Source organism: Nitrospira sp. BLG_1, from assembly GCF_047338595.1.
In the GTDB taxonomy this organism is placed as follows: domain Bacteria; phylum Nitrospirota; class Nitrospiria; order Nitrospirales; family Nitrospiraceae; genus Nitrospira_D.
Genome location: NZ_JBLFBO010000038.1, coordinates 1 through 24,094 on the forward strand (window position 1 = coordinate 1; position 24,094 = coordinate 24,094).

Sequence of the window (24,094 nt, forward strand, 5' to 3'; positions counted from 1 at the left end):
GCGACGACAAAGGAGACAGAGAGGCCGCCGCCACCTGGCGGGCCGGCGGGCGCGAAGCGGAGGAATGCCCGCGAAAGACGACGCGATCGTTCGCGACGTGCGGGCATGATCGACGCAGCCCACCGGTGGAAAGCCAGGGCGACGGCCGGATGCGCACAGGCACCTAACCCGAAACCACAAGCTGGTCCCCGCTCATCACCAGCACGGCATGGCAGAGCAGACTCAACGGACGAGGCGAGACGGTCCTGTTCAGAGAGACCGAAGCAACCAAGCCCGTTCGCCAAGATGGAAGGGAGTCAACGAGTCGGCTTCGATGCCATCTTGAGCCTGACGCGCTTGTCGGCCAGCCGGCGACGATGCACCCATCTAGATGGTCGCTGAACGCAGTGGAACGCCGAACGGCTCTCGCGAGGTTGCCGGGGGTGCTTCACCACTGTCGTGAAAAAAGGGATCAGCATCAGAGACGAGCGGCGTACGACACGATCAAACGATCCCGCAACGCTTAGACCAGACTAAGCTTGAAGGGACGGATGGACTGGATGGCGAGAACGTCCCGTTGATTCTGCGTGACGACGGTCCTCAGTGTGCAACTAGTCGACGGAGCGGTTCGTATGAAGACTGAGGCGCCGCATCTCTTCGAAAGACCCTTCGCAGCTGCATGCGTCCCTTCACCCACTTCAAGAGTTGGTCGAGCCTGTGCTCCTCCACCACGAGCGCAAGGGCGCGTTCGATGGCTTCGGTCTCCGTTTTGGCACCCAGCACGGCCTTCGCGCGCGTGAGTTTCCCTTGATCGAGTTGGAGATGTTTGTGTCGTCTCGCGGCGCGCTGCCTCAGGGTCTCTCTCCCCTCGATTATGATGACTCTCTGCACTCTGGATGCTGAGGACGCGCTACCGCCGCGCGCTGGCGACCTTCGGTCGTGTTGGAACGAGATGGCAGGCATCCGCGGTCAGTTCCAATTTGCCACCGAGCACGCCCAGAAGCTTCTGCAGGGTGGGAAACGCGGGGAAATGGGCCCCGCTTTCTAAGCGAGCAATCTGCGGCTGTTTCATACCGGTGAGTTTGGCGAGCTCCGTCTGACTGAGCCCGCGTCGTTCCCGCAGCTTCGCCAGCTCCACTGCAATCCCAACTTCCTGCTCCGCCTTCGCAAGAGCCTTGGCGAATTTTGGCTCCTTCTTGATCTGTTCGTTAATGTACTGTCTATGCGTATTCATCGTGACGCCTTGCGCGTGACCTCCTCGTATCGTTGCTCCGCAAGGACAATGTCTCGTTCTCGCAGTTTCTGCCGTTTCTTCCAGATCGCATGCAGGATGACGAACCGCTGCCTCACGAATGCGGCATAAAAGAACCGGTACTCAGTCCCCGACAATTCCGGACGCAGCTCCCAGATCTTGCCTCGAACATGTGACGCGATGGAGCGGATCCACGGTGATCCGTTCGATCAGACCGGGACGAGATGCACACTCGGTTGGTCTACGGAAGCATCTGACACACCGGACCATAGGGCTTCAAACTCGCATCACAAGTGAGCATGCGCAGGTGTTCAACCTGGGCTTGCGCCACCAAGATACGGTCAAAGGGATCACGATGATGCAGCGGCAACCGTTCAAGCGCCAGGGTGTGGAGCACAGACACCGGTAATTCCTGAAACCCACTGTCCACGATCTTCGCCGCGAGTTCGTTGGGATCCGCGGCGAGCTTGTTGAGTTGGATCTTAATGACGATTTCCCACAGGGACGCGGCACTGATATAGACCACGGGCGTGGTCTCGATCTGGTGATAGATGGTTTTCGAGAGTCGTGGAGACTGAATCACAAACCACAAAAACACGTGCGTATCTAATAACAGGTTCATGGCCCAGCCTCGAATGCAGCCATCATGTCCGGTGGTAACGGCGCATCAAAATCGTCAGAGATGGTCACGCGTCCTTTCAAAAGCCCTGAGCGGCGACGTGGCAGCTTGGCCTCAAGCGGTCCCAGCTCGGCCACCGGCATTCCATCTTTGCAAATCGTAATGCGCTGCCCTTTTGCAACGGCGGCAAGGAGTTTGGAAAAATGGGTCTTGGCCTCATGGACATTCACCGTTTTGGTGGCAACTTTCATACACCCCCCATATGGACTAAGCTTAGTCTACTTCGGACTGGTGCGGGAGTCAATCCATTCGTTCCCGTGCACAGGAGGTCGCCCCCATGCGCCCATCATGATCCTTGAACATGAGGCGCGCCTCGATATCCGGATTCCCGTCATGGAGGTAGTAGACTCGCACCTCTGCTCCTCGATTCTCCCTGAAGAGCCATCTCGACCATGAGTGGACTCAGACACCAACTCGCGCACCGAACTCTTTTCACCATCGTGTTGCGCCCCTCACCGACACCGGGGCGCAACAGAATCCCCCAGTCTGTGGCCACGCACGCTTGCACCCGTGACACCGTCCGCGGTGGCGCGGTTGCCACGGGCGTGCCACACCCCCTGACGGGCGACGGGTATTGTCTCGGCACGGTCGCGTCGCATCGTGCGACACGACGGTGCCAGACTTCACCTGGCACGGCGTCTCGAGACGCGGTGCCTCCGCAGACATTCGTGCGCCACTCCGCCGCTCTGCAGACCTTGGTGAGTGCCTCCCGGAACGCGGCCGGCACCAACACCGGAGTCCCTTCGCTTCTGTGGCCACCCCTACTTTTTCGGTATGGTTATAAAATCTGAACCTTCTCATAAGTGCTTGAGAGAGCAATGACTGAGCAGTGGATCACTATTAGGAAAGCGTTAGAGACGATTCACTGACTAGGCCACATCGGCAGGGGTGCTGAGCGTTAACTCATTGGTCACTGAATGATGGAGCGTCCAGGATTTCTGCCGTTGAAAGAAGCAGCTGCCTGGGCGGGCGTTTCTGCCCGTACGGTCAAGCGTTGGCTCGCTGATGGCTTACCGTGCTATCAAGCTGGCCATAGGACCAAGGTGCTTATTCGTCCGACGGATATTGACCAGTTTTTGACCAGGCGGCAGGTCACAAAAGTCGATATCGATGCTCTGGTTGAAAATACTCTCCGAGAGATGCAAGAGGCGCGGCACAGGACGGATGTAGCCTAATACCCCATCATAGGTTTATCCTTTGACCTTGTACTTCTTGAGAAGGTCACGAAGGGCTTCCTCCACTATGGCATGTGGTCGCCGTTTTTGCCGAATGGCCAGGATCTTCGTCTGCATCGCTCACCGAGAATCGATGCAGAGATTAAACTGCTCCTTGGATGAGGTATCCTATTCCATTGTTCACACCCTACTGGGCCCTGCTATGGGCGTCAATAGCGTTGTTGCAGTGCCATTAGATATTATGCCAGCATTATAGCATTACGCCACGTGTGGATGGATGACTGAGAGCAGGAAGAAAGATGGTGACAACATGTCAACCAATCATGCTGTAGGCAGAAACGTCTAATCCAAGGAGGATGAATTGGGAGTCAAAGTTACACAACGAACTGGAAAGTCTGGCTGGTGGGTTTCCATCATCCACAATAACAGCCGCAAGAGGAAGCGGTTCTCTGACAAGAAAGTGGCCTTAGAGTTTGCCAAGAAGATTGAAGCAAAGATCAGATGGGCCGAGGCCAATGGCAGTCCTGTAATCTTTTCACAACCCGAACGGAACATGCCAACCCTGAAAGGGTACATGGAGAATTGGCTCAGTGCCTACGTGGATAACAACTGCAAATTCTCAACAGCCTCAGGCTATCGGCAGGTTTGTAAGAAGCACCTCTACCCTGCCCTAGGCTCTCGCACCTTGGATCACGTGACCAGAAAGGATGTGAAAGACTTGGTTGCCACCTGGAACAGCCAGGGGCTCAAGAAACGGACGATTTTGAATATCCTGACGCCGCTGCGAGAAATGTTCAACCATGCCATTGACGATGGCACCGCTACCGCCAATCCTGTGTCCAAAGTTGGGATGATCGTGAAGGGATGCAAGGCCTCAAGCGCCCATATCGAACCGCTGACCGCAATCGAGGTCAAGGCTTTACTTGCCACCACTAAGGAGCGGTATTCGTTTCTCTATCCGCTTTTCCTTTGTGCCGTACGGACAGGCATGAGAGAGGGAGAATTGATCGGCCTCCAATGGGAAGACATTGACTTCCTGGGATCCTTCATTGAAGTCCGGCATAATGTTGTCAGGCGGCAAGAGACATCCACCAAAACCAACCGGATTCGGCGCGTAGATCTCTCTCCCCAGTTACAAGCCGAGTTGCTCAAGTTGAAAGAAAATCTTCAGCTTGAAAGCTCGATGAAGGGATACGCTTTCCCGAAATGGGTATTCTTGACGCCACATGGCAACCGTATGACGAATGAGGTCCTCAGGAAAGGCTTCTACGCCTGTCTCGAAGCGGCTGGGCTGCGTCGGGTACGATTCCATGACCTGCGGCACACCTTCGCCAGCCTGTTGATTCAACAGAATGCGAACGTAAAATATATCCAACAACAACTCGGTCACAGTAGCATCAACATCACGTTGGATGTATACTCGCATCTCTTTGAGGGAGACCATCGGCACCAGGTCCAGCGTCTGGACGATGAGCTATTGGAGACAAGTCCGAGGAGGTTAACTAACCCAGAAAACGCGCCCCAGCCGGACCCTCACCGAGAAGGGGCTCAGACGCCTACCAACGAAACAATTGAATTTAAAGCGAATATCAGACACGGAGGGGTGACGGAGCGGCCGAACGTGCCGGTCTTGAAAACCGGAGATGGGGTAACCCATCCGCGAGTTCAAATCTCGCCCCCTCCGCCATATTTTAACAGGTTGTGAACTTTCATTCGGACCACCTTCCCGCTCAACTCTCCCAGCTGTCACTGAACGTGTACCCTTTTTCTCCTGGATGTACAGGTTGAGCCGCTCCGTGGCCTCACGGAGAGCATCCTCACTCGTGATGTTCTACCGGTCAAAGACTGATCGGGTCTTACGAACGAAGAAGCCACGCGCTCGACTCTCTGAAACGATGTTCCCATCGCCGGACATGATGGCTCAGACCGAAGAAACAGTCGTGAATGACATGCTCGAGGGCTTGAATCAGAACAGGATGGACTCCAAGCAATCGGTGGAGTTGTTGGAGCACATCAGACGGATTATTGCGAGGGGCATGAAGATGCCCCGGAGAACGACACATTAACCAGGACAGACCGTAGTCCTAGCTCTACCTCGCCTAATAGAATATGCAACAGGAAGGATAACAGATGGTTCATGCGCTTATTGTTGTTCTCTTGCTCGGGGGAATCTGGATACAAGAGGCATCAGCAAACCCCGCCCATGGCCGTATACTGCAGATGACAGCGGGAGACCGGAACACGCTCTTCGCCAAGTTTCTTCAAGGCAGTGGACAACGCTGTGACTCCGTGACACGAACCTTCTTCCAGGGGTCAACGAAGTCGGATGATGCCATTTGGAATGTGACCTGTCGCGACGGCCAAATGTTTGCTGTCCTGATCTATAACGACGCTAAAGGGTCCGCCAAGATCATCAGCTGTGCAACGCTGAAGGCGATCAACGCAGGTGACTGTTTCAATAAAGTTCTCAGGGAATGACTTGGTACGCGTTAGAGCCACACTTGCCACCTCTGTTCTTCTGATTATGGTGCGAGGCCTGTGCTGACTTCATGGGGCCGGTGATCTCTTTTCTCGACGGCGGCACTATGGAATTCCTACCTTACGGGAAGCCGAGCGTAGCTGCCTGCAGGGGATAGACTTCCCGAAGAAGGCCGAGATGTGCCGATTAGGGAGAGGGGAAACTGAATTGGTAGGATGTGATCGGGCTTGATGACACGAGTTTTGATCAAGGGTACCGGCCAACTGGCTCCAGGAGCCAGTAATCTCCTGTTTACAGGCTCATCGACCAAGCGTAGCCTTATGACCGTACCATCCAACCCGCACCTTGCGAGAAGAGAGGTGTCCTATGGCAGTCTCTCTCAACCTATTTCAGAGCTCACTCCAGTGGCTTCACAATCCTCTTGTTAGGGCAGCCGTGCTGTGCATTATGGGAGTCCTTTGTGTCCTTGCGTTCAGCTATTTTGCGACACGACAGTGGCTCTAGCAGGATGCGGAAAAAGACCGCCACCGACGTTCTCGCATCGCTCAGAGGCTCAACGTACGGCCCAGAGTACGATTCGCCTCTTCGCTCGCTGCGGCCTTGCTGGACGGCCTTTTTGCGCATCCTGCATGAATATTCAACGTCCTCTCACAGCTCAATATCCGTGACGGCGACACGGGTCAAAATGAGTTTTTCCGCAGCCTGCTAGACACGCAGACACGACCCATCGCTGGGTATGCGCCCCTCTGGAAGCCTGAACAAATGTGGGGCCATAGAGAGTGCGTATCTTTGTAGTTGGGGGGAGCGTCTCCCCTCCCTCTCCGCTGAAAATTCCAACCGAATGCTTCCTTCGCCATATACCAGTTCGTAGTAAAACCAACACAACGCACTGTTGACGATACCGGCCTCAGGTGCAGAGGAAACAACAGTCCTCGTCTTCCCTTTGTACTTCTTTGAACAAAGCGGCCTATCCATGGCACGCCAATGCAACCGTGCCATCCCCTTGAACGCTCAACGGATGACAGCCGACACCCTCGTTTGATGGGTCTTGCCACCTACCAGGGTAGTAGTCGCATTTCCGTTCTCGTATTACCGTGCAATGACCATCAAGACATCTCAAGGAGGCGTAATGATGATGCCCCAGGCCATGGTTTCAAAGATCGCGATCGATTGCATCCTGTCGAAAGGAAGCGAAGGGTTACAGGGCGAAGGTTGTATCTATGCGCTCTCCTCCTCCCCTCCTTCGATCACAGGCCCCGAAACCCTGCACCCCGGCGACTATGTCAAGTTACGCCTATGGCTCCCCGACGATGAGAGTTCAGCGATCTATATTGACCTTGCCGAAGTTCAGTGGGTCAAACACCAGTGGGTCAAGCTCGACCTGCTCCTCACATCGTCCAAAGATCAAGCCCGCCTGAGGGAGTTCATCGCACCGACAACCCAGGCAGTACCACTTCCACACCGAATGTGGGAACAGATTGTGATTCGCGCATGAAGGTCGAGCGGTCCATCGGAAAACATGGATCGCGTGGTGCACCGGTAGAGGAGGGCTTACAGAACACGTGGGTGAAGGACGTTGTGTGCGGATGCCCACCCGCAGGCAACGAAGGTTTCTTCTCCCTCCCGAAGAAACCTCCCTTCACTCATATTCCTGTGACTGTTCCATACAGCACCTCAGGGTGAGCAGGAGAACCACACGTGGAAAAACAACCGAATTCTAGAGGAGCTATTCGACGGGAACTCCGTGGGAAGGCCTGTCCTTTCTGCGGAGGGACGATCTATCAACTGGTGCTTCGCACGACAGGCATTGCAGACCAGTCAGTCCTCTCTGCTCGATGCCGTCACTGTGGTCACCCCAAAAATCTCGAGACAGACTTCAAGCACATCTTGTGGATTTGAGCGCATGTACCCAGACCGTCGGATAAACATGATCGATCACCGAGGAGGATGCACGATGTCAGTTTCTAGACTCCACATGTATCGTGGTCGTACCGAACGGAAACGCAAAGCGCTTCATATGCTGATGCTCAGCGGGGTGGTGCGGCCAAGCCATATCGCGCTACGATATACCAGCCTCGTCCCACAGATTGAAGAACAGACCGAGGGTTCCCAGCATAACGCCCTCTCTCCTACTCATCTATCAAACCAGCTCTATCGATTCATCAAGTCAGTACAGAAGCGGCTCACACAGTTACTGTCGCTGGAACCAACATACGTGAAGCACAGCGTATTCAAACCTCGTCGTGTGGCAACCTCGAAAATGTGCCTGCGCAGTTGAACCAGATGCGAATCATCCCTTGTGCCTCTCCCTTGAGCTGAGGTAAGATGCCTCCGCATCGGTGATGTCCCGCCCCTGGCGACAATTTCCGCTGTGGATGCGGCCCGATCCCTACAATCGTGACGTGGAGAGGTGGCCGAGTGGCCGAAGGCAACGGTTTGCTAAACCGTCGTAGGGACAAAATCTCTACCGAGGGTTCAAATCCCTCCCTCTCCGCCACTATTGCTCAAATGAATTCCTCTGCGTAATCAGGCACTTTTACCCTAAATCCTCCAACTTCTACCCCTGAAATATGTATTGTAGGACCACGATACCTGTCGTATGCTTACAAACTTCTTTGGCCTCTTATTACGAAAGGACCCGACAACCTATGCGAACTCGTATATTGACTATTGCTGCTGGGCTTTTCCTTCTTGCGGCCCCTTCGTGGGCAGCATCGGACCCAGCCAATGATGACCAAAAAACCTTGTATGCCCTTGGCTTGGCCCTCAGCCAATCAATCGGGACATTCTCACTTACCGAAGCTGAACTGGACATGGTCAAGAGTGGGATGACCGATGGCGTGCTCAAGCGCTCTCCAAAAGTCGACCTCCAGACCTTCGGGCCAAAGATCCAGCAACTTCAACAAGCTCGGTTGGCCCTCGTCGCCGAGGGTGAGAAAAAAGCTGGAACGGCATTCGCCGCCAAAGCAGCAACGGAAAAGGGCGCCGTCAAGACAGAGTCTGGCATTGTGATCACACCGATCAAGCCGGGAACCGGCGCGACGCCGAAAGCAACCGATACCGTCAAGGTCCATTATCATGGCACCCTCACCGATGGCACCGTGTTCGACAGTTCCATCAAGCGAGGAGAGCCGGCCACGTTCCCTCTCGACAAAGTCATTAAGTGCTGGACGGAAGGAGTTCAGCAAATCAAGGTCGGTGGCAAAAGTCGGTTGGTCTGTCCGGCTAATCTTGCCTATGGCGATGCCAGCCCTCCCGGTTCACCCATCAAGCCAGGGTCCACGTTGGTATTTGAAGTAGAATTGCTCGAGATCGTGGCTGCAAAGTAACAGCGAGAGTGCCGCCTCTTGCACAGAGGCGGCACTCCACTCACCCTGCTACCAACCAGCCGATCGTGCGAACCATCCTCACCAACTCTCAAACCTGCCGTGAGTAACACGGCCCCTCTTCCTCGCACCGATCCGTCACCCTCGCCGATACGTTGGCTCATCCTTGGCTTACTTTTCGCCATCAGTGTCGTCACCTATATCGATCGGGTGAACATTTCCGTCACGGCTCGTCAGATGATGCCCGCTCTGGGACTGACCGACCAGGAGATGGGCTGGATTTTCTCCGCATTCGTCGTGGGGTACGCCCTCTTCCAAATTCCAGGTGGATGGCTGAGCGATCGCTGGGGCGTGCGCATCGTCCTCACTCTCGCACTCATCTGGTGGTCCTGCTTTACCGCCTGGACAGCTGTGGCAGCCACGTCGTTCCTCGCCGGCCCATTGGGAATCGTAGGCGCACTCGCGTTGATCCGTCTCCTCCTTGGTGTCGGAGAAGCGGCAGCGCTGCCGACCTTTAACCGAGCGGTTACGGACTGGCTCCCTTCCCACGAACGGGGACTTGGTATCGGCATTGCCATCGGAGGAATCGGGGTGGGTGCAGCCGTCACCCCTCCAATCACCGCTTGGATCATGGTCAACTATGGATGGCAAACCGCGTTCTATCTTTCAAGCGGTCTTGGCCTAGGGCTGGCCGTCGTCTGGTGGCTTCTTGCCGCTGACCGTCCCACGAGTCACCCCTGGCTTACCTCTTCTCCAGGGGCGAGCGCTGCTGCACCCGTACAGAAGCCCCAGCTTCCGATTCCCTGGAATCGCGTACGACGAACCTCCACCGTCTGGTGGCTCATGATGAGTTACGGATGCCTGGGCTATGTCGCCTATGTCTATATGTCCTGGTTCTATTTGTACCTCGTCAATGAACGAGGCTTCAGCGTCTTACGCGGTGGACTCTTCGCCGCCGCCCCATTCCTGGCCATTCTCCTATCCTGTCCCGTCGGTGGATGGGTCACCGATCGACTGGCGAGCACGTATGGCATCACAAGAGGACGCCGGATCGTCGGCATGGCCGGTATGGGTCTGGCCGCTCTATCCATCGCCATTGGTGCCTTGGTTGAATCACCCTACCTCGCCATTGCCTGTCTCTCATTAGGAGCAGGATGGCTCTATTTCACGATCGGCGCCTACTGGTCATCCATCAGCGACTTGTCTCCGGCCCATGCCGGAAGCCTGTCCGGCTTGATGAACATGGGAGCCAATCTCGGAGGGGCGGTCTCCCCGACCCTCACACCATGGATCGCGCAACAGTGGGGATGGCCCGCTTCGCTCGGCCTGGCAGCCTTCATGGCACTGCTCGGCGGATGCATGTGGCTCCGCATCAACCCGGAAGAACGGCTCACGGACGATAGTGCTGAGTACTATCGGTAGTCCTTGTCACCGCGAGGATGGCCTTGTTACAGTCAGCACCATGACACTGCAGTTTCAGAAAAAGGATCCTCGCATCACCATTACCACGAAGCTGGGCGAGATCAAGATCCGCCTATATCCTGATGCCGCACCGCGGCATGTCGAGAACCTTATCAACCTGATCAAGATGGGGTTCTATGACGGCACCACCTTCCATCGAGTGGTCCCTGGATTTCTCATCCAAGGCGGCGATCCCTTGAGCAAGCAGCCGGATCGTATGCTCCATGGAACCGGCGGCCCCGGATACTTTCTCTCCCCTGAACCCAACGATTACCCGCACAAGCGCGGTGCACTCTCCATGGCCAAGATGCCGCGCGAGAGCAACAGCACACGCGACTTCAACGACAACGGCTCACAGTTCTTTATCTGTGTGGACGACAACAGCGGGTTGGATCGACGCTACACGGTGTTCGGAGAAGTCTTTCGTGGGATCGACGTGGTCGACACAATCGTCGCGGCGCCACGCGACGAATATGACAATCCCCTCGATCCCATCAGCATGACCATGACCGTCAGAGAATAGCGGGACACCGGCAACAGACCATCATTCAACAGCACAATCACTCCTGTGAAAGCTCAAATCCTCCCAGCCTCAGCGCCAGAATCCATTCGCCTGGCCGCCGAGACCATTCGAATGGGCGGGCTCGTGGCCTTTCCAACTGAAACGGTCTATGGACTCGGCTGTGACGCGTTGAATCCTGACGCGGCAGCGAAAGTGTTTGAAGCCAAGCAACGTCCGCAATTCGACCCGCTCATCGTCCATATTGCCGATCGGAGACAACTGGACAACGTGGTAAGAACTCTGACATCAACAGCGTGGCAGCTGATCGATCAGTTTTGGCCGGGACCACTGACGTTGGTCTTGCCGAAACAGCCGACCATTCCGGATCTCGTCACCGCCGGTCTGGATACCGTCGCCGTCAGAATGCCGAACCATCCGGTGGCGCAGGCACTGATTCGAGAGGCAGGCACGCCGATTGCCGCACCAAGTGCCAATCCCTTTGGCTACGTCAGTCCAACAACGGCTCAACACGTGGCAGATGGGCTGGGAAGCGCGATCGATCTCATCCTCGACGGAGGGCCTTGTCCCGTCGGCGTTGAGTCGACCATCGTCTCACTGATAGGCCCCCAGGCTGAATTGTTGCGACCTGGGAGCATCACGCTGGAACAACTCAGCGCCTTCATAGGGTCACTGAGCCGATCGTCTTCCGTTGTCGACCAACCGACCGCCCCAGGGCAACTGGCTCGCCATTACGCAACTCAAACTCCCGTCACAATCCTGACCTCCGCCAAGACACGACCGACACCCCCCAAAAACGAGCGGGCTGGATTGTTGATCTTCTCAGAAGCCAGTGCAGCGGACGAGCGGTTTGCAGCGGTTGAGGTCCTCTCAACAACCGGCGATCTTCGGGAAGCCGCACGCCATCTCTTTGCGGCTCTTCGACGGCTGGACGCGCAAGGTTTGGATCGAATCTATGTGGAACCTTGTCAGGAAGAAGGGCTGGGGATAGCGATCATGGACCGTCTGCGCCGCTGTGCCGCCTCATAAATTCTGCACCATACAGCCTGACCACACACGTGTATCTCGCTTTTCGCATTTCGAAAACGAACGACGCTCCACGAGATACGCTTCACGTACTTCAAAGCAATGCGGGGAACGTCGCTGGCTGATTTTCTCAGCATTCTGCTAGCCCGCATTATTCATGATTGTTCGTGGCGAGATCGCCCAACCGCGTCGTGAGACCGGCGCGCGGAGCCCGGAGGACCAGAGGCGTACTCGTGCAGTACCTCGAGGGTCTGAGGGGCGAGCCCGCTGGCCGCAGGCTTGCCGCAACAGCGGATCGGCGATTGCAGCAGAAGAGTCATGAATAGTGCGGGCTAGAGAAACCGCACGCCTTTGACCGCTTTGGCAACAACGTACATACGAACATTGTTGCTTCGATCGTCAGCCGGAAAGAGGAAGAAGCCGGGCCGAGTTGAGTCGTAGCCAGTGGTCGTTCCCACTAAGAGTTCGCCGTCCTGGAACGTCACCTCAACTTTTCGCCCGGACAGGGGCTTGCCCGCAACGAATGACTTGCCCTCCGTGTAACTCCCGTTTCCGACAAAGTCGCGCACGAAGAACACGGCCTTCAGCTCCTGCATGATCACGCGCATGAGCGGTGCCGATGTCTTGGCGCCCTCTGCTTTCACGTGAAAATATTGGGCCCCGGGGGAGAAGTCCTGGGCATAGCCCTTCAACATCGATCCATTCTGATACCGCACAACGATCTTGGCCGGACCGGTCATACACCCTCCCTCATTCCACAAAGGCCTGACCTTCTGCTTTCGCAGTATCGCTGTGGCGGACGTTATTCCCAAGAAAAATGTGATTCCTGAAGGAACGGAGCGGGTCTGCCCCGATTATGTGGTGAGGACCTCCTGCCACATCACGGCAAGATCGCGAAGAGCTGTACTTCCATCACCAACATAGACCGAACCGTGCATCGTCGCGAGCCGTTTCGGCTGGAGTGCCGCCAGTCGATTCAGCGTCGCCTCCGTCAAGGAACAATAGGGCACATAATTCGCCAGTGGACCTCGCTGATACCCCACCAGCGTCTCCCGACATCGGCCGATGACATCCGATTGCGTCATCGGTTCAACATCCCCGTCTTGGTGAAAGAGGTCGGAACACAAAAGCGTCCGTTCTGTCTCCTCAAACAGCAGTCCCGCTTCCCAGCAATGTGGCACATGTGGCGTGGCAAGAAAGCGGAACCGATAGCGCCCAGTCTCAAGGATCTCCCCGTCACCCATCCCTTTGGCAGGACGAAGCGCCAAACAGTCGTCGACGCTCACCACCTTGCCGACCACGCTGCACACGACTTCCGACTGCGGAGCCAGTTGCTGCCACTCCAGCACCGTTGCGCATTCATCGGACTCGAAATGACTGAATCCGATCCAACGCAAAGTCTGTGGATCGATGAGCGACGCCACGGCAGATTTGACCTCCTGAAAGAGTGCCCGCGGGCCTGTATGAAACAGCAACGGCTGATCGTCGCGCATCAAGAACTGGCTGAACTGGATGTTGTACTCCTGAACGAACGTCGTAATACGAAAGAGGTCTGGAGCGATCTCAGTAACTTTTGCCATGGAGTCTCCTCAAGAATGGAGGGCTGCGATCATACGTACGACAAGAGAAGAGGTGCAACACAGATCGGGAAGGAAGAGGGTGGTATGGTGGAGGAGGTACGCGTCCGTCCACACAGCTTCCACACAGCGCTGTTCCACCCTACTCCATCATTCGGCTTTCATTTCGCTATTCAGTAAACGGAGAACGTCGGCAAGGCCTTGCTGAGCCCAGGGATTGTTCGGGAATCGCTTCAGATCTTCACGAAACACCTGCTCGGCCTCGTCTGAGCGCCCCGATTTGAGCAGAAGCACACCAAGTTCCTCTCTCACGGGGACCGTCCACTCAGGCGGCTCACCATAGACGAGCGCATCTTCGAGTCGCACGGCCTCTCTCAGATGACTTATTGCTCCAGGCAGATCACCCTTTGCTGCGACGATGTGGCCGGCAAGTACCTCGACGGCAATGTCCAGCACGGCGCCGGCGGTATTGAATTCAAGACGCAGCGATCTTACCCGAGAATCCTGAGCGATAGCGCGCAACTGGACCAGCGTGGCATCCGCCGCCTTGAGGTGGCCACGTGCCGCCAATGCTCGCCCGTGCGCGTACAACCACATCGCGCGAGCATGAGGCAGATCCTCAGCAGGTCCCTCCACATTCAGCAGTTCGTCCCATCGACCAAACCGCACGCGCATCTGCAGATGGCGCGTCTGATGATGCTGAAGGAAGGTCATCCCGGGCTCGTGTAACAATTCCTGTGGCACTAAGGCCGCAATCTTGTCTGCCGCAGCGATGGCCTGGGCTTCACGGCCGATCATGCTCGCGGCAAACGCGAGAAAGTCGTAGTTGTGCGGGTAATAGCCAAGCACGTAGATGCCGACGGCTGGACTATGATCTCGAATGTAGGTTTCATCAGCATGCACAGCATGCTCGTTGGCCTTGATGGCATCCTCGTACCGGCCGACCCGGATGTAGATATGGCCCGGCATGTGCACCAGATGCCCCGCGCCAGGCATGAGACTCGCAAGGCGCTCGGCAGCCGCGAGTGCCCGTTCCGGCTGCACCGCCTCAACCGCATGGATGTAAAAGTGGTTCGCACCCGGATGACTCGGTTTGGCAGCCAGGACTTCTTCGAGCTGTGACAAGAGCCTGGCCGTATTGGGCTTGGGCTTACCATCAGCAGTCCAATAGTTCCATGGGCTCAAGTCCATCAACGACTCTGCATATAGCGTCTTGGCTTCGAAGTCATCCTCGAAGCGCTGCACCACCTCAGCCATCGCGTGTGAATAGGCGACATCCAATTCTGTACGATCAGCCGGCGGCTCCGCTACATACCTCGTCGCCAGCGCTCGGATCAGAGCTTGCTCTCGATCGCTCACCCTTGTTGCATGCTGGCTGGCTTGCTGAATCGCGTCATGGGCGAGACGCCCGCTCGCAACATCCATCGGCGCATTGATGTTAGGCCCGTAGGCAAGCGCGATGCCCCAGTAGCACATCGCGCAGTCCGGATCGAACCGCGCAGCTTCTTGGAAGGACCGGATAGCTTCCTGATGGTTGAACGCGTAGTAGAGCCGCAATCCCTGGTCGAAATACCGCTGCACATGCGGCACTGCCGTGGTGATCGGATAGTGAAGCGTGCCTAAGTTGTCATAGAGCGGCACCTTGACCGTCTCGATTACCTGACTCTGAGAGCCAGGATCCCCATGCGTAACCGACACCCCGGCAAACCCGAAGAGGCACGCAGCAAGAAGCACATTCAGAGATCGCGCCAGCCTCCAGCCCACGCTGTTTGGAACAACCAGAACGTTATTCAAGTTACCACGGAAGCAAATACTAACATCATGTTCGTGCTGCATGCTGTCGTATTGTAAGACCCAACCCAATTTCTCGTTTGCGCGTTAGGAGTCTTTATCGTTATGAATCTCTATAAAATATGGAATCTTCACGGTTTGTGAATCCGGAGCGCCTTCAATTTCGACCGTCTTGGCACCCAATGAATATAGGTTTCCGTCGAAGTGTTTCTGAAAACAGATGTCCATTATGGTACCTATAACTGTTTGCATATGATTGACGGCCAGCAACGTTTCCTGAAGGAGCGCTTCGTACGCTTCTTCATGGGTGCCTGGCTTGATGTTCTCTAGCATCGCCCGCCCGGCAATCGTATCGCCAAAGGCATACAACGTATTGGTCACAGATTCCGCGAGATAGATATCAAGTGGGTCCCCTTCTACTAGAGTGGCAAAGCCGTCATCAATTTGCTCGAGTGAGTAGTGGAAGGCATGCTCGTTCCTAACCCTCGCAATGACGTTGTCGCGGCTAAAGTACTTCTTCAGCCATGAGAGCGACACTGAAGCTTCAGCATCGAATTTCTTTTCATAGTCTTTGGACAGGGCCTTCCCCCAAAAGGCAGATTGCAAAAGTTTCCAACACTCATAGATCTTCCCTGCAAGTAACCGCCCGATGACTAAGGCCTGCGTGTTCTCGGCCTGCATAAGCATTGCTACATTAGGACTAGCCCCAGCCATGAAGTGAAAGAGTTTCGATAGGACACTAAGCTCATTGGCGGCGTGTGCGACCAATGTAACCAGCCGCCGTTCTGATTGCGGGATCAAATTCAGTTGTTGTAGTGACAGAGCAATGTGATGAACGCGCAGCATAAATCGAGACGTCTAACAATACTTAGGAAAGGTCTGATAAATTCAGGTTTTTGGTCGACCAGATCTCGAAATATTGGAGATTCTGCTCGAGTCCTCTCACGATGCCGGCACATTTAACCGAACGTCATTTCCCCTGTCCCGCCCGAGCGATTAACTCCTTCAGCCCGTTCAAATCCAAGGCCCCAGGCACCAGTTCATTGCCCACGATAAACCCTGGCGTCCCAGAGATACCGAGCTCGCGAGCGAGGGCGCGATTCTTGGCGATGACGCCCTTCCACTTCGGATCGGCCATATCCGCTTCCAAGCGTTTTGCATCGAGACCAACCTTTGTCGCGATCTTTAAGATCGACTCCTTCGTCACGTCTACATGGGACTCGAGCAGCGCTTCATGGAAAGCCTGGTGCTTTCCTTGCGCATATGAGGCGAGTGCAGCTTTAGCCGCAAGCTCCGACGCTTCGCCCAGAATGGGAAAATCCTTATAGACGACCCGCACACGGGGATCGACCTTCTGCAGTTCTGTCACGGCTGGTGCCGCACGCTTACAGAAGCCGCAACGGTAGTCATAGAACTCAACCACGGTGATCTCGCCTTTCGGATTGCCGCTGACCGGTGACAGAGGATCGTGCAAGAGCTCGTCCTGCTTAGTCTTGAGGGTAACTTTCTGACGCTCCTTCTGGTCCGCCTCACGTTTGACCTCCATCGCCTGCAGCGATTGTTCGATCACTTCGGGATGGGCACGGATATAGCGCTCAATCACAGCCTCACTGACTTCCTGATTGAGTGCCGACGACGGGATGGTTTCCTTTGCCGTGCGTGAACAGCCGGACAGGAACAAGGTCAGACCGGCAAAGATGGTCAGCGACAATGCAAACCGGTTCCCGAAACGAGAATTATTCATTGCTAGATCTCCTCTAGAATACGACTAACGATACACTTCACGGCGATGGCCTACTTTGACCACGAGGACAAGCAGGCGATTGTCTTCCACGGCATAGATGATACGATAGTCTCCGACCCGAAGGCGGTAGAGTTGATCGACGCCACTGAGTTTTTCAGATCCATGAGGGCGTGGCGTGGTTACAAGGGAGTCGATTCGCGACTTGAGCCGTTGTTGAATCTGCGATGGCAGGTTCCGAAATTGGCGATCGGCTTGGCGGGAGAACTCGATCTGATAGAGCACCATTCAACTCATAATCCGAGATCCCGCTTGATTTTCTTCCATGTGACCGTACCTTCTCGCTTCACACTCGCCAATGCGGCACGAGCCTCGTCCAGATCCAACCGATCTTCGATCTCTTCAAGCAGCTGCACATCTTCAATAGGGACCACGGCCGCCACATCCTTGCCACGGCTGGTGACCATCACCCGCCGCTTCGTTCGAGCGGTGCGCGCAAGAATCTGTCCCAACTGCTTCTTGACCTCGGCACTATTGACCCTGGTCATCACACTTCCCTTTTTCATGTCGTGAGTATAACTGAATGAACAATTTGATGAAAGCAACCATAGGGCTCTCACACTCGCGGTGAGAGCCCTCTCGAACTATCGATATCCTTCTCCGCTCGTTCCGCCGCCGAAGCCGCCCCAGTTGCCGCCGAAACCGCCTTGACCGGTTCCCCAATACTCACCCTTCTGAATCCGCCGATAGGGATGCCGGAGGTCAGGACGGCTGAGCCACCAAAAGAACCCCACGATAGCGCCAGTGGTCCCAAGAGTAATCCAAACTCCAAGTCCCTTGATGCGGCGACGCGACGGAGTTTCAAGCCTCACTTCTTGCGCCGGTGTCGCAAGAGCCACCGCAGTACGGTATAGCCCCTCACCGAAATGGCCCCGTTCAATCGCAGGCTGAAGATACTGACGGCTCACTTCATGCCGAATTTCAGGAGTGACCGCCGGCAACATTTGGCGCCCCAAGGTCATCGCCGCCTGGCGTTCCTGCACCGCCACCAACACCATCAGCCCATGCTCCTGCTGTGTCGAGCCGATTTGCCATTTTGCGTACAGGGCATCCGCATATTCCTTCGCAGAGGGATACGGCTTAATACTCGGGACCGTCACGATCACCATCTCGACGCCGCTCTTCTTTTCAAGATCGGTGCAGACGGATCGGATACGGTCCTTCCACTCCCGTTCGACGACTTGCGCGTGATCGCTGACATAGCCGATTGGGCTAGGAAGCGGAACCCGCTCTTTCGATCGATCATAGAGTGCGGCATGTGCGAACGGTGTCACGACTCCGACGAACAGGATCAACCAGACAATCCCAAGCCATGTTTTCTTCGGGAGTGATCTGATCATGTAATCCTGGCCTCTGCGGCTGTGACCAGTCGAGTCAGGCCTTCGAGGTAACGATCCATGAGTCGCGGAGTTTCCTTCTGGCCCGGAGAAATCTGCCCCCGTTTGAGAAGCAAGGCATCGCGGAGACCGGTCAAATCCACCGCGAGAGCAGCCTCAAGATCTTTCAACAGCGGCTCCGCGTGGGCGAGAACCGGTCGGTCGAGCAACCGTTGCACACCGCGCAGGGCCGGAAGGAGTGCGGTCATCGAGAGTGCCAAGAGAATGGTGATGGCCTCTTCCGTGCTTCGGCCTTCCACCAAGCGCTGCCGGAGCCGAAGCAGATTTCCACGCAAGGCCTGGAGCACTTCAGCGGCCAAGTAACGAGTATCGATCTTGAGTCCCACGAATGGATCTTGCCCCCACAGCAACCGCCGGCAATCATGGATGTCTTGGTATTCCAGCGGGAACGCCTTGGAGGCGGATTGGATGTCGTCGACCGTTAGGAACAAGGGCACGACCACTTGGTCCTTACTCCAGCGTTTGTGAAGACTGTCATACTGTTTCAACGTCGCCAGGTCATAGGACGACATCACCAAGAGGAGATTAAGATTGGAGCGCCCCGGGAGAAACTCCCCTCGCACCGCGCTGCCATAGAGGATGATGCCTTCCAGTTCAGATCCATAAACCTTGGTCACATCCTTCACGTAGGTGCGTAAGAGCTTTTGCGTCTCCTCCGGTAATCCATCAATGGTCCAATCAACCGACTGCATGTCCTTACCGGATGCCTCCTGCTGCCATATCGCGAGCCGAAGGATCCGGCAGAAATCCGGCCGCCATCAGGCGGTCCAGTATGCCGAACGGAGGGTCTTTACGAAGTCCGGCAGTCGTGGACAACACCCGATAACGAAGGCGCGCATTGCAGTCCAGAGTGCTGAAAACACGATCCCGGAGAAAGCCGATGAGCGGATTGGCCGTATTCCAAAAGAGCACCTGCTCATCAGCCAGCTTTTGCAACATCGCGACGTGCGGTCGCCGTGCATCTTCATAGCGCTTGAGCGTTGCAGCGGAGTAGTCGTTCGTCGCAAGACATTCCGGTAACAGGTCGGCCAACGTCATCGCATCGACCATCGCCTGCATACGGCCCTGCGAGGCATGCGGATTCATGGCATGTGCGGCATCTCCGATCAAGACTGCTCCATCGGCAACCCATGTGGGCGTACGAACCCGCCCGGTCGGTAAAAAGGCCGTTTGCTTCCAATCGATCAAGGTCCGAAATATCGGCTCACTCGATGGATCGATCGCGATCCACGCGTTCTGTAGAGTGGAGAGGCCTTGCGCTTTGACCTGGTCATACGAACCGGTCTTGATCATGTAGAACGCATAGACCTTATCCCCGGCGGCAGGAAATAGACCAAGAATCGTTCGCTTGCCGACGAAATATTTCGCCTCACTCATGGGAATCGCCGCGTCCAACAACGCGATCAAGTACCCCTGCGGGTAGAGGTAGAGATCAGCCGAAATCTGCAACGCCTCGCGGACTTTCGAAAAGGCTCCATCGGCCCCCACCACCACCTTCGCCTTAATCGTCCGCTCCTGGTCTCCCTGCTTGGCAGTCAAGCCAACCACACGTCCCTTTTCACGAAGTAAGCCGGTAAAGGTCGCTCGATACCGTAAGGAGACCGAGGGTTCTCGCTCGACTGCGTCCACAATGGCATGATGCGCCACATTCGGCAGGGTCACCACCGCCCGATTATACGGAGGCGGCAAGTCGCGATAGTCAATGGTGCAAAGCCGTTGACCACCCACCCGGCAGAAATGAAACTGATGCACCGTCCGCGTGGAGGATCCCGGCAACTTATTCAGCAATCCCAAACGATCGAGGACGTGTTGCCCGTTCGGTTGGAGAATTTCTCCCCGTAACCCCTGCGGCGGGCCCGGTGCCTGCTCTAAGACAATGGTCTTGACCCCCTTCTGCGCCAGGGCAAGGGCCAGCACAGCTCCGCCGCCCCCACCTCCCACAACCGCGATGTCGGTTTCTTCGACCATCGTTCCTCAACGACGCAGATATAGAGCCACCTTACCGCCAATGTTCCTGCTATTTCCACTCCTGGAATCGTTCCTGGTCTTTCCATAAAGAAAGAAACTTTTCCCTGGCCCGTACGGTAATGGCATGGTCTCTGATGATGTCCAGGCGTTCGTCGTTGTACTGATTGCCACTTGTTGTCTGATTCATCGAACCGCTCGTATTGACCTCATCATCGACCACGACCTGCTTCAGATGCATGAGGCTGTCGTGTTGATTGACCTTGATTGGGATCCCGGCCTCACGCAATGCCGAGAGGGCCGCCCGTTGCTTCGGATCGTTGAGACGTTCTCGATCCGTCAGGATCCGAACGTCAACACCTCGTCTTGTCGCCTCAACCAATGCCTTTACCGAGAGCGGCGACGTGAACCCATAACTCGCGACAAAGATATATCGTTTGGCACGATCGTAGACCCGCACAAGATGTTCAAGTGGGCGATCCTCAGGGCCATACCAAACTTCGATAGATCCAGCTGAAACCGCTCCGCCTGGCCCAAGCAGAACAGTAGCCAGTAGCCAGATCGTGACCAGCCGGCAACACCAGGTGAATGAAGGGAACAGCACCCGCCGGATCATTCCAGATCAAAGAGGTCGCGGAAGTGATCGTCCGACGACTCCCAGGCCTGTGGGGCTTGGACCTGAAGCCATTGTCGAAGAAACTGTTTTTGGTCCGGCGTGAGCAATTGTTTGATCTGATGAGAACGCCCTTGAAGGGGCTGTAGAAGACTGATGTGTTTCTTTACGTCCAGCATCGCGGTTCGCACATAGAGGCTCGTATAGGCCGACGGCTGCTCTTCGGTCCCGTCACCCTGCACCCATACTGAGAGAAACTTGTCCAGCACGAGACCGGCGCTGTCCAGTGCCGGTTCCGTATCATGGAACAGCTCGTTCTCAGACTCGGCAAGTGGCGTTGACTCTGCGGCACGAAACAGAAAATTCTTTTTCCACATCCCGGCATTCCTAATCCTCGGCATAGTGGCGATGAGGCGGATCGAAAGTCAAGCAATCCTCTCAGTGAGGATCTCCTCCTGCTCACCGGCCAGGCAGGAGGCGGTGAATCCTTTGGCTGGTTCCGGTCTCTCATAGGCATGACGTAGCCTTGACAAGCAGCGCCTGCCTTTGTTATTTTCGAAATTCTTTAATCTCTAAGCCAACTTGGGAGAATCCGTGCAGGTCAAAATCAATGGAAAGCCTGAAGAAGTCACGGGCGGAACTGTCCTCGATTTACTCAAGACCAAGAACATCGAACCGCAGATGGTCGCCGTCGAGGTGAACGACAAAGTCCTGGATCGTGACCATCTGGCCACGACTCACCTAAATGAAGGGGACCATGTCGAGTTCCTCTTCTACATGGGAGGCGGTCGGTGAGCACGACCTTACACCACGATATTACGGCACTGATCGGGAAAACTCCGCTCGTGCGATTGAACCGTTTGTCAAAAGAGGGTTCCGCCACGATCTACGGGAAAGTCGAATTTTTCAATCCCGGAGGCAGTGTCAAGGACCGGATCTGCCTCAACATGATCAATGAGGCGGAACGGCAAGGGAAACTCAAACCCGGCGGAACCATCGTGGAACCGACCAGCGGCAACACCGGGATCGGACTGGCCCTCGTCGCAGCAGTGCGCGGATACAAGTTGATCCTTGTCATGCCGGAAAGCATGAGTATGGAGCGGGCCAGCTTGTTGTCGTCGTATGGCGCACAGCTTGTCCTGACACCGGCCTGGGAAGGTATGAAAGGGTCGATCAAGGAAGCGGAAAGCATCTTGGCCCAAAATCCGTCGTACTTCATGCCGGATCAATTCTCGAACCCGGCCAACCCGGCGATGCACAAAATGACGACGGCGGTGGAGATCTGGAACGCACTCGAAGGAAAGATCGACGCGTTCGTGGCCGCAGTCGGTACCGGCGGGACCATTACCGGATGCGGCGAATTCTTGAAAGAAAAGAACCCACAGGTCAAAGTCATTGCCGTGGAACCAGCGACGTCACCAGTATTATCCGGCGGCGATCCGGGACCGCATAAGATTCAGGGGATCGGAGCCGGCTTTGTTCCCAAGGTCCTCAATCGAAAGATTCTTGACCGCGTGGTCACCGTCACGGATGACGAGGCCTATCAGACCGCCAAACAGCTCTCGAAGAAAGAAGGCCTGCTGGTGGGCATCTCGGCCGGCGCCAATGTCTTCGCGGCGCAGAAAATCGCCGATGAACTGGGATCCGGGAAAAACGTCGTCACCATCCTGTGTGACACCGGCGAGCGCTATATCAGCATTGAGAAGTATTTTAATATCTAGCAGTTTCAAGTTTGATGTTTCTTGTTTCATGTTTGAACTTGAAACCTGAAACTAGAAACTCAAGGTCGCGAGCGACGCGATGGACTTTACCGAAGAACAGATCAACCGTTACAGCCGGCACATCCTATTGCCCGAAGTCGGCGGCAAGGGACAGAAGAAGATTGCCAAGTCTCGCATTCTGCTCGTCGGTGCCGGTGGGCTCGGTTCTCCGGCGGCGTTGTATTTGGCTGCCGCAGGCGTCGGGACGATCGGACTGATCGACAGTGATGTCGTGGACCTCACCAACTTACAACGCCAGGTGCTGCACCATACTCCCGACGTCGGACGTCCCAAGGTGCTTTCGGGAAAGGAAAAAGTCCAGGCATTGAATCCCGACGTATCCGTCTCGATGTACGAAGAGCGCCTCACCGCCGGCAACGCGCTCAAGATCTTCAACGACTACGATGTCATCATCGACGGCGTCGATAACTTTCCCGCGAAGTTTCTGATCAACGATGCCTCCTTCTTCGCGAACAAACCATTGGTGCATGGCGGCATTCTCCGATTCGACGGACGTGTCACGACCATCATTCCGAAGAAGTCGGCCTGCTATCGCTGCGTATTCAAAGCGCCTCCGCCGCCTGGCCTTGTCGCCTCCTGCCAGGAAGCCGGCGTGATTGGTGTCTTGGCGGGCATTATCGGGACGATCCAGGCCACGGAAGCCTTGAAGCTGGTCCTCGGCATAGGACGGCCGTTGACCGACCGTATGCTGGACTTCGATGCCAAGAAGACGCAATTCCGAGAAATCAAAGTCCGCCGCAATCCGAATTGTGCGCTCTGCGGAGAACATCCGACGATTACCGAGCTGTTTGACGATGGGGATCCTTATGCGGGATGTGCCGTGCGTCCCTCTGCATAAGATTTGAGAAGGTGGTACCACGATGAGCAAGATGAAAGCGCTAGTGTGCCGCGAATGCGGGAAGGAATATCCGACCAAGGCGATCCACGTCTGCGAAATGTGCTTCGGCCCACTCGAAGTGAAGTACAACTATGACGAGATCAAACAGGCGATTTCGCGCAAGAAGATCGAAGATGGACCGGATAGCATGTGGCGCTACCTCGACCTGTTACCGGTCGAAGGGACCAACTTCGTCGGTCCGCATGCGGGATTCACCCCATTGGTCCGGGCGAAGAACCTCGGTGCGTATCTCGGCATCGACGAACTCTACATCAAAAACGACACCGTCAATCATCCGACGCTGTCATTTAAAGATCGGGTCGTGGCCGTTGCCCTGACGAGGGCGCGCGAGCTCGGCTTTGAAACCGTGGCCTGTGCCTCGACCGGCAACTTAG

The 24,094-nt window shown here is 55.8% G+C and carries 29 protein-coding genes, 2 tRNA genes and 2 pseudogenes; 16 read left to right on the plus strand and 17 right to left on the minus strand.

Annotation, left to right across the window (positions count from 1 at the left end; translation table 11 throughout):
- A pseudogene (locus ACMTNU_RS16900) lies at positions 1-381 on the plus strand (hypothetical protein); the annotation flags it as partial.
- A 198-nt stretch (positions 382-579) separates the two neighbouring features.
- On the opposite strand, the gene ACMTNU_RS16905 reads toward ACMTNU_RS16900, so the two are convergent.
- From ACMTNU_RS16905 to ACMTNU_RS16925, 5 genes are read right to left on the minus strand one after another with little or no spacing between them, the layout of a single operon-like run.
- Positions 580-870 (minus strand): hypothetical protein, encoded by a 291-nt coding sequence (locus tag ACMTNU_RS16905; protein WP_413936476.1) that lies wholly within the window; start codon positions 868-870, stop codon positions 580-582.
- Between the two features lie 19 nt (positions 871-889).
- On the minus strand, positions 890-1,213 hold the full coding sequence (locus ACMTNU_RS16910) for a helix-turn-helix domain-containing protein (protein WP_413936477.1): 324 nt from the start codon (positions 1,211-1,213) through the stop codon (positions 890-892).
- Entirely contained in the window at positions 1,210-1,422 is a 213-nt protein-coding gene (locus ACMTNU_RS16915; RefSeq protein WP_413936501.1) for a type II toxin-antitoxin system RelE/ParE family toxin, read from the minus strand. The genes ACMTNU_RS16910 and ACMTNU_RS16915 overlap by 4 nt, the downstream gene beginning before the upstream one ends.
- 50 nt (positions 1,423-1,472) lie before the next feature.
- The gene (locus ACMTNU_RS16920; RefSeq protein ID WP_413936478.1) at positions 1,473-1,853 is read right to left on the minus strand and encodes a type II toxin-antitoxin system VapC family toxin; all 381 of its coding nucleotides are present in this window, start codon (positions 1,851-1,853) and stop codon (positions 1,473-1,475) included.
- Positions 1,850-2,101 (minus strand): type II toxin-antitoxin system Phd/YefM family antitoxin, encoded by a 252-nt coding sequence (locus ACMTNU_RS16925; protein ID WP_173045372.1) that lies wholly within the window; start codon positions 2,099-2,101, stop codon positions 1,850-1,852. The genes ACMTNU_RS16920 and ACMTNU_RS16925 overlap by 4 nt, the downstream gene beginning before the upstream one ends.
- A 726-nt stretch (positions 2,102-2,827) precedes the next feature.
- Here ACMTNU_RS16925 and ACMTNU_RS16930 point away from each other — a divergent pair.
- The 11 genes and pseudogenes from ACMTNU_RS16930 (at position 2,828) to ACMTNU_RS16980 (ending at position 11,900) form a co-directional block, all read left to right on the plus strand.
- A complete protein-coding gene (locus tag ACMTNU_RS16930) occupies positions 2,828-3,085 on the plus strand; it encodes a helix-turn-helix domain-containing protein (protein WP_090899543.1) in 258 nt (85 codons plus the stop codon).
- 553 nt (positions 3,086-3,638) lie between these two features.
- Positions 3,639-4,457: pseudogene (gene xerC / locus ACMTNU_RS16935) on the plus strand (tyrosine recombinase XerC); the annotation flags it as partial.
- 225 nt (positions 4,458-4,682) lie between these two features.
- A tRNA-Ser gene (locus ACMTNU_RS16940) sits at positions 4,683-4,772 on the plus strand.
- A gap of 443 nt (positions 4,773-5,215) precedes the next feature.
- Positions 5,216-5,563, plus strand: a complete 348-nt coding sequence (locus ACMTNU_RS16945; protein ID WP_413936479.1) for a hypothetical protein — start codon at positions 5,216-5,218, stop codon at positions 5,561-5,563.
- A 1,130-nt stretch (positions 5,564-6,693) separates the two neighbouring features.
- The gene (locus ACMTNU_RS16950; RefSeq protein ID WP_413936480.1) at positions 6,694-7,059 is read left to right on the plus strand and encodes a hypothetical protein; all 366 of its coding nucleotides are present in this window, start codon (positions 6,694-6,696) and stop codon (positions 7,057-7,059) included.
- A gap of 459 nt (positions 7,060-7,518) precedes the next feature.
- The gene (locus ACMTNU_RS16955; RefSeq protein WP_413936481.1) at positions 7,519-7,842 is read left to right on the plus strand and encodes a hypothetical protein; all 324 of its coding nucleotides are present in this window, start codon (positions 7,519-7,521) and stop codon (positions 7,840-7,842) included.
- Positions 7,843-7,968: 126 nt separating this feature from the next.
- Positions 7,969-8,061: transfer RNA gene (locus ACMTNU_RS16960), tRNA-Ser, on the plus strand.
- Between the two features lie 151 nt (positions 8,062-8,212).
- Positions 8,213-8,893 (plus strand): FKBP-type peptidyl-prolyl cis-trans isomerase, encoded by a 681-nt coding sequence (locus ACMTNU_RS16965; RefSeq protein ID WP_413936482.1) that lies wholly within the window; start codon positions 8,213-8,215, stop codon positions 8,891-8,893.
- A gap of 99 nt (positions 8,894-8,992) precedes the next feature.
- On the plus strand, positions 8,993-10,312 hold the full coding sequence (locus ACMTNU_RS16970; RefSeq protein WP_413936483.1) for an MFS transporter: 1,320 nt from the start codon (positions 8,993-8,995) through the stop codon (positions 10,310-10,312).
- Between the two features lie 40 nt (positions 10,313-10,352).
- Complete coding sequence (locus tag ACMTNU_RS16975; protein WP_413936484.1) at positions 10,353-10,874, plus strand: peptidylprolyl isomerase; 522 nt, start codon at positions 10,353-10,355, stop codon at positions 10,872-10,874.
- 45 nt (positions 10,875-10,919) lie between these two features.
- Positions 10,920-11,900, plus strand: a complete 981-nt coding sequence (locus tag ACMTNU_RS16980; protein WP_413936485.1) for an L-threonylcarbamoyladenylate synthase — start codon at positions 10,920-10,922, stop codon at positions 11,898-11,900.
- A gap of 329 nt (positions 11,901-12,229) precedes the next feature.
- Here ACMTNU_RS16980 and ACMTNU_RS16985 read toward each other — a convergent pair whose 3' ends face one another.
- The 12 genes from ACMTNU_RS16985 to ACMTNU_RS17040 all read right to left on the minus strand — a co-directional run bounded on the left by ACMTNU_RS16985 (position 12,230) and on the right by ACMTNU_RS17040 (position 21,418).
- Positions 12,230-12,637, minus strand: coding sequence for a DUF6982 domain-containing protein (locus ACMTNU_RS16985; protein WP_413936486.1), 408 nt, complete (start codon positions 12,635-12,637; stop codon positions 12,230-12,232).
- A gap of 114 nt (positions 12,638-12,751) precedes the next feature.
- Positions 12,752-13,477, minus strand: coding sequence for an MBL fold metallo-hydrolase (locus ACMTNU_RS16990; protein WP_413936487.1), 726 nt, complete (start codon positions 13,475-13,477; stop codon positions 12,752-12,754).
- 147 nt (positions 13,478-13,624) lie between these two features.
- Positions 13,625-15,208 (minus strand): tetratricopeptide repeat protein, encoded by a 1,584-nt coding sequence (locus tag ACMTNU_RS16995; RefSeq protein WP_413936488.1) that lies wholly within the window; start codon positions 15,206-15,208, stop codon positions 13,625-13,627.
- 144 nt (positions 15,209-15,352) lie between these two features.
- Positions 15,353-16,111, minus strand: a complete 759-nt coding sequence (locus ACMTNU_RS17000; RefSeq protein ID WP_413936489.1) for a hypothetical protein — start codon at positions 16,109-16,111, stop codon at positions 15,353-15,355.
- Positions 16,112-16,235: 124 nt separating this feature from the next.
- Positions 16,236-17,009, minus strand: a complete 774-nt coding sequence (locus ACMTNU_RS17005) for a DsbA family protein (RefSeq protein WP_413936490.1) — start codon at positions 17,007-17,009, stop codon at positions 16,236-16,238.
- Between the two features lie 24 nt (positions 17,010-17,033).
- Positions 17,034-17,294 carry a type II toxin-antitoxin system RelE family toxin gene (locus ACMTNU_RS17010; protein WP_413936491.1) on the minus strand — a complete coding sequence of 87 codons (261 nt, stop codon included), beginning with the start codon at positions 17,292-17,294 and terminating at the stop codon, positions 17,034-17,036.
- 5 nt (positions 17,295-17,299) lie between these two features.
- Complete coding sequence (locus tag ACMTNU_RS17015; RefSeq protein WP_413936492.1) at positions 17,300-17,554, minus strand: type II toxin-antitoxin system Phd/YefM family antitoxin; 255 nt, start codon at positions 17,552-17,554, stop codon at positions 17,300-17,302.
- 96 nt (positions 17,555-17,650) lie between these two features.
- A complete protein-coding gene (locus ACMTNU_RS17020) occupies positions 17,651-18,406 on the minus strand; it encodes a TPM domain-containing protein (RefSeq protein ID WP_413936493.1) in 756 nt (251 codons plus the stop codon).
- Positions 18,403-19,155, minus strand: coding sequence for a hypothetical protein (locus tag ACMTNU_RS17025; RefSeq protein ID WP_413936494.1), 753 nt, complete (start codon positions 19,153-19,155; stop codon positions 18,403-18,405). The genes ACMTNU_RS17020 and ACMTNU_RS17025 overlap by 4 nt, the downstream gene beginning before the upstream one ends.
- A gap of 4 nt (positions 19,156-19,159) precedes the next feature.
- Positions 19,160-20,431: an FAD-dependent monooxygenase gene (locus ACMTNU_RS17030; protein WP_413936495.1), complete on the minus strand. Its 1,272-nt coding sequence runs from the start codon at positions 20,429-20,431 to the stop codon at positions 19,160-19,162.
- A 49-nt stretch (positions 20,432-20,480) separates the two neighbouring features.
- Positions 20,481-21,044: a phospholipase D-like domain-containing protein gene (locus tag ACMTNU_RS17035; RefSeq protein ID WP_413936496.1), complete on the minus strand. Its 564-nt coding sequence runs from the start codon at positions 21,042-21,044 to the stop codon at positions 20,481-20,483.
- Entirely contained in the window at positions 21,041-21,418 is a 378-nt protein-coding gene (locus tag ACMTNU_RS17040) for a hypothetical protein (protein WP_413936497.1), read from the minus strand. Before ACMTNU_RS17040 ends, ACMTNU_RS17035 begins: the two co-directional genes overlap by 4 nt.
- Positions 21,419-21,635: 217 nt before the next feature.
- Here ACMTNU_RS17040 and thiS point away from each other — a divergent pair, with 217 nt between their 5' ends.
- From thiS to ACMTNU_RS17060, 4 genes are all read left to right on the plus strand, one after another.
- Complete coding sequence (gene thiS / locus ACMTNU_RS17045) at positions 21,636-21,836, plus strand: sulfur carrier protein ThiS (protein WP_090750901.1); 201 nt, start codon at positions 21,636-21,638, stop codon at positions 21,834-21,836.
- Positions 21,833-22,762, plus strand: coding sequence for a cysteine synthase A (cysK, locus tag ACMTNU_RS17050; protein ID WP_413936498.1), 930 nt, complete (start codon positions 21,833-21,835; stop codon positions 22,760-22,762). The genes thiS and cysK overlap by 4 nt, the downstream gene beginning before the upstream one ends.
- A 79-nt stretch (positions 22,763-22,841) precedes the next feature.
- Positions 22,842-23,660 (plus strand): HesA/MoeB/ThiF family protein, encoded by an 819-nt coding sequence (locus tag ACMTNU_RS17055; protein WP_413936499.1) that lies wholly within the window; start codon positions 22,842-22,844, stop codon positions 23,658-23,660.
- Between the two features lie 22 nt (positions 23,661-23,682).
- A partial coding sequence (locus ACMTNU_RS17060; protein WP_413936500.1) for a threonine synthase occupies positions 23,683-24,094 on the plus strand: 412 nt, incomplete at its 3' end.

What these genes read in the sequence shown, in the direction of transcription:
- ACMTNU_RS16965 (WP_413936482.1), top strand. Translation starts at nt 8,213, where the DNA reads ATGCGAACTCGTATATTGACTATTGCTGCTGGGCTTTTCCTTCTTGCG.
- ACMTNU_RS16945 (WP_413936479.1), top strand. Translation starts at nt 5,216, where the DNA reads ATGGTTCATGCGCTTATTGTTGTTCTCTTGCTCGGGGGAATCTGGATA.
- ACMTNU_RS16910 (WP_413936477.1), bottom strand. Translation starts at nt 1,213, where the DNA reads ATGAATACGCATAGACAGTACATTAACGAACAGATCAAGAAGGAGCCA.
- ACMTNU_RS17015 (WP_413936492.1), bottom strand. Translation starts at nt 17,554, where the DNA reads ATGACCAGGGTCAATAGTGCCGAGGTCAAGAAGCAGTTGGGACAGATT.
- ACMTNU_RS16975 (WP_413936484.1), top strand. Translation starts at nt 10,353, where the DNA reads ATGACACTGCAGTTTCAGAAAAAGGATCCTCGCATCACCATTACCACG.
- ACMTNU_RS16950 (WP_413936480.1), top strand. Translation starts at nt 6,694, where the DNA reads ATGATGATGCCCCAGGCCATGGTTTCAAAGATCGCGATCGATTGCATC.
- ACMTNU_RS17040 (WP_413936497.1), bottom strand. Translation starts at nt 21,418, where the DNA reads ATGTGGAAAAAGAATTTTCTGTTTCGTGCCGCAGAGTCAACGCCACTT.
- ACMTNU_RS17000 (WP_413936489.1), bottom strand. Translation starts at nt 16,111, where the DNA reads ATGCTGCGCGTTCATCACATTGCTCTGTCACTACAACAACTGAATTTG.
- ACMTNU_RS16990 (WP_413936487.1), bottom strand. Translation starts at nt 13,477, where the DNA reads ATGGCAAAAGTTACTGAGATCGCTCCAGACCTCTTTCGTATTACGACG.
- ACMTNU_RS16955 (WP_413936481.1), top strand. Translation starts at nt 7,519, where the DNA reads ATGTCAGTTTCTAGACTCCACATGTATCGTGGTCGTACCGAACGGAAA.
- ACMTNU_RS17010 (WP_413936491.1), bottom strand. Translation starts at nt 17,294, where the DNA reads ATGGTGCTCTATCAGATCGAGTTCTCCCGCCAAGCCGATCGCCAATTT.
- ACMTNU_RS16920 (WP_413936478.1), bottom strand. Translation starts at nt 1,853, where the DNA reads ATGAACCTGTTATTAGATACGCACGTGTTTTTGTGGTTTGTGATTCAG.
- ACMTNU_RS17035 (WP_413936496.1), bottom strand. Translation starts at nt 21,044, where the DNA reads ATGATCCGGCGGGTGCTGTTCCCTTCATTCACCTGGTGTTGCCGGCTG.
- ACMTNU_RS16925 (WP_173045372.1), bottom strand. Translation starts at nt 2,101, where the DNA reads ATGAAAGTTGCCACCAAAACGGTGAATGTCCATGAGGCCAAGACCCAT.
- ACMTNU_RS16930 (WP_090899543.1), top strand. Translation starts at nt 2,828, where the DNA reads ATGATGGAGCGTCCAGGATTTCTGCCGTTGAAAGAAGCAGCTGCCTGG.
- ACMTNU_RS17030 (WP_413936495.1), bottom strand. Translation starts at nt 20,431, where the DNA reads ATGGTCGAAGAAACCGACATCGCGGTTGTGGGAGGTGGGGGCGGCGGA.
- ACMTNU_RS16985 (WP_413936486.1), bottom strand. Translation starts at nt 12,637, where the DNA reads ATGACCGGTCCGGCCAAGATCGTTGTGCGGTATCAGAATGGATCGATG.
- ACMTNU_RS17055 (WP_413936499.1), top strand. Translation starts at nt 22,842, where the DNA reads ATGGACTTTACCGAAGAACAGATCAACCGTTACAGCCGGCACATCCTA.
- ACMTNU_RS17020 (WP_413936493.1), bottom strand. Translation starts at nt 18,406, where the DNA reads ATGATCAGATCACTCCCGAAGAAAACATGGCTTGGGATTGTCTGGTTG.
- ACMTNU_RS17025 (WP_413936494.1), bottom strand. Translation starts at nt 19,155, where the DNA reads ATGCAGTCGGTTGATTGGACCATTGATGGATTACCGGAGGAGACGCAA.
- ACMTNU_RS17005 (WP_413936490.1), bottom strand. Translation starts at nt 17,009, where the DNA reads ATGAATAATTCTCGTTTCGGGAACCGGTTTGCATTGTCGCTGACCATC.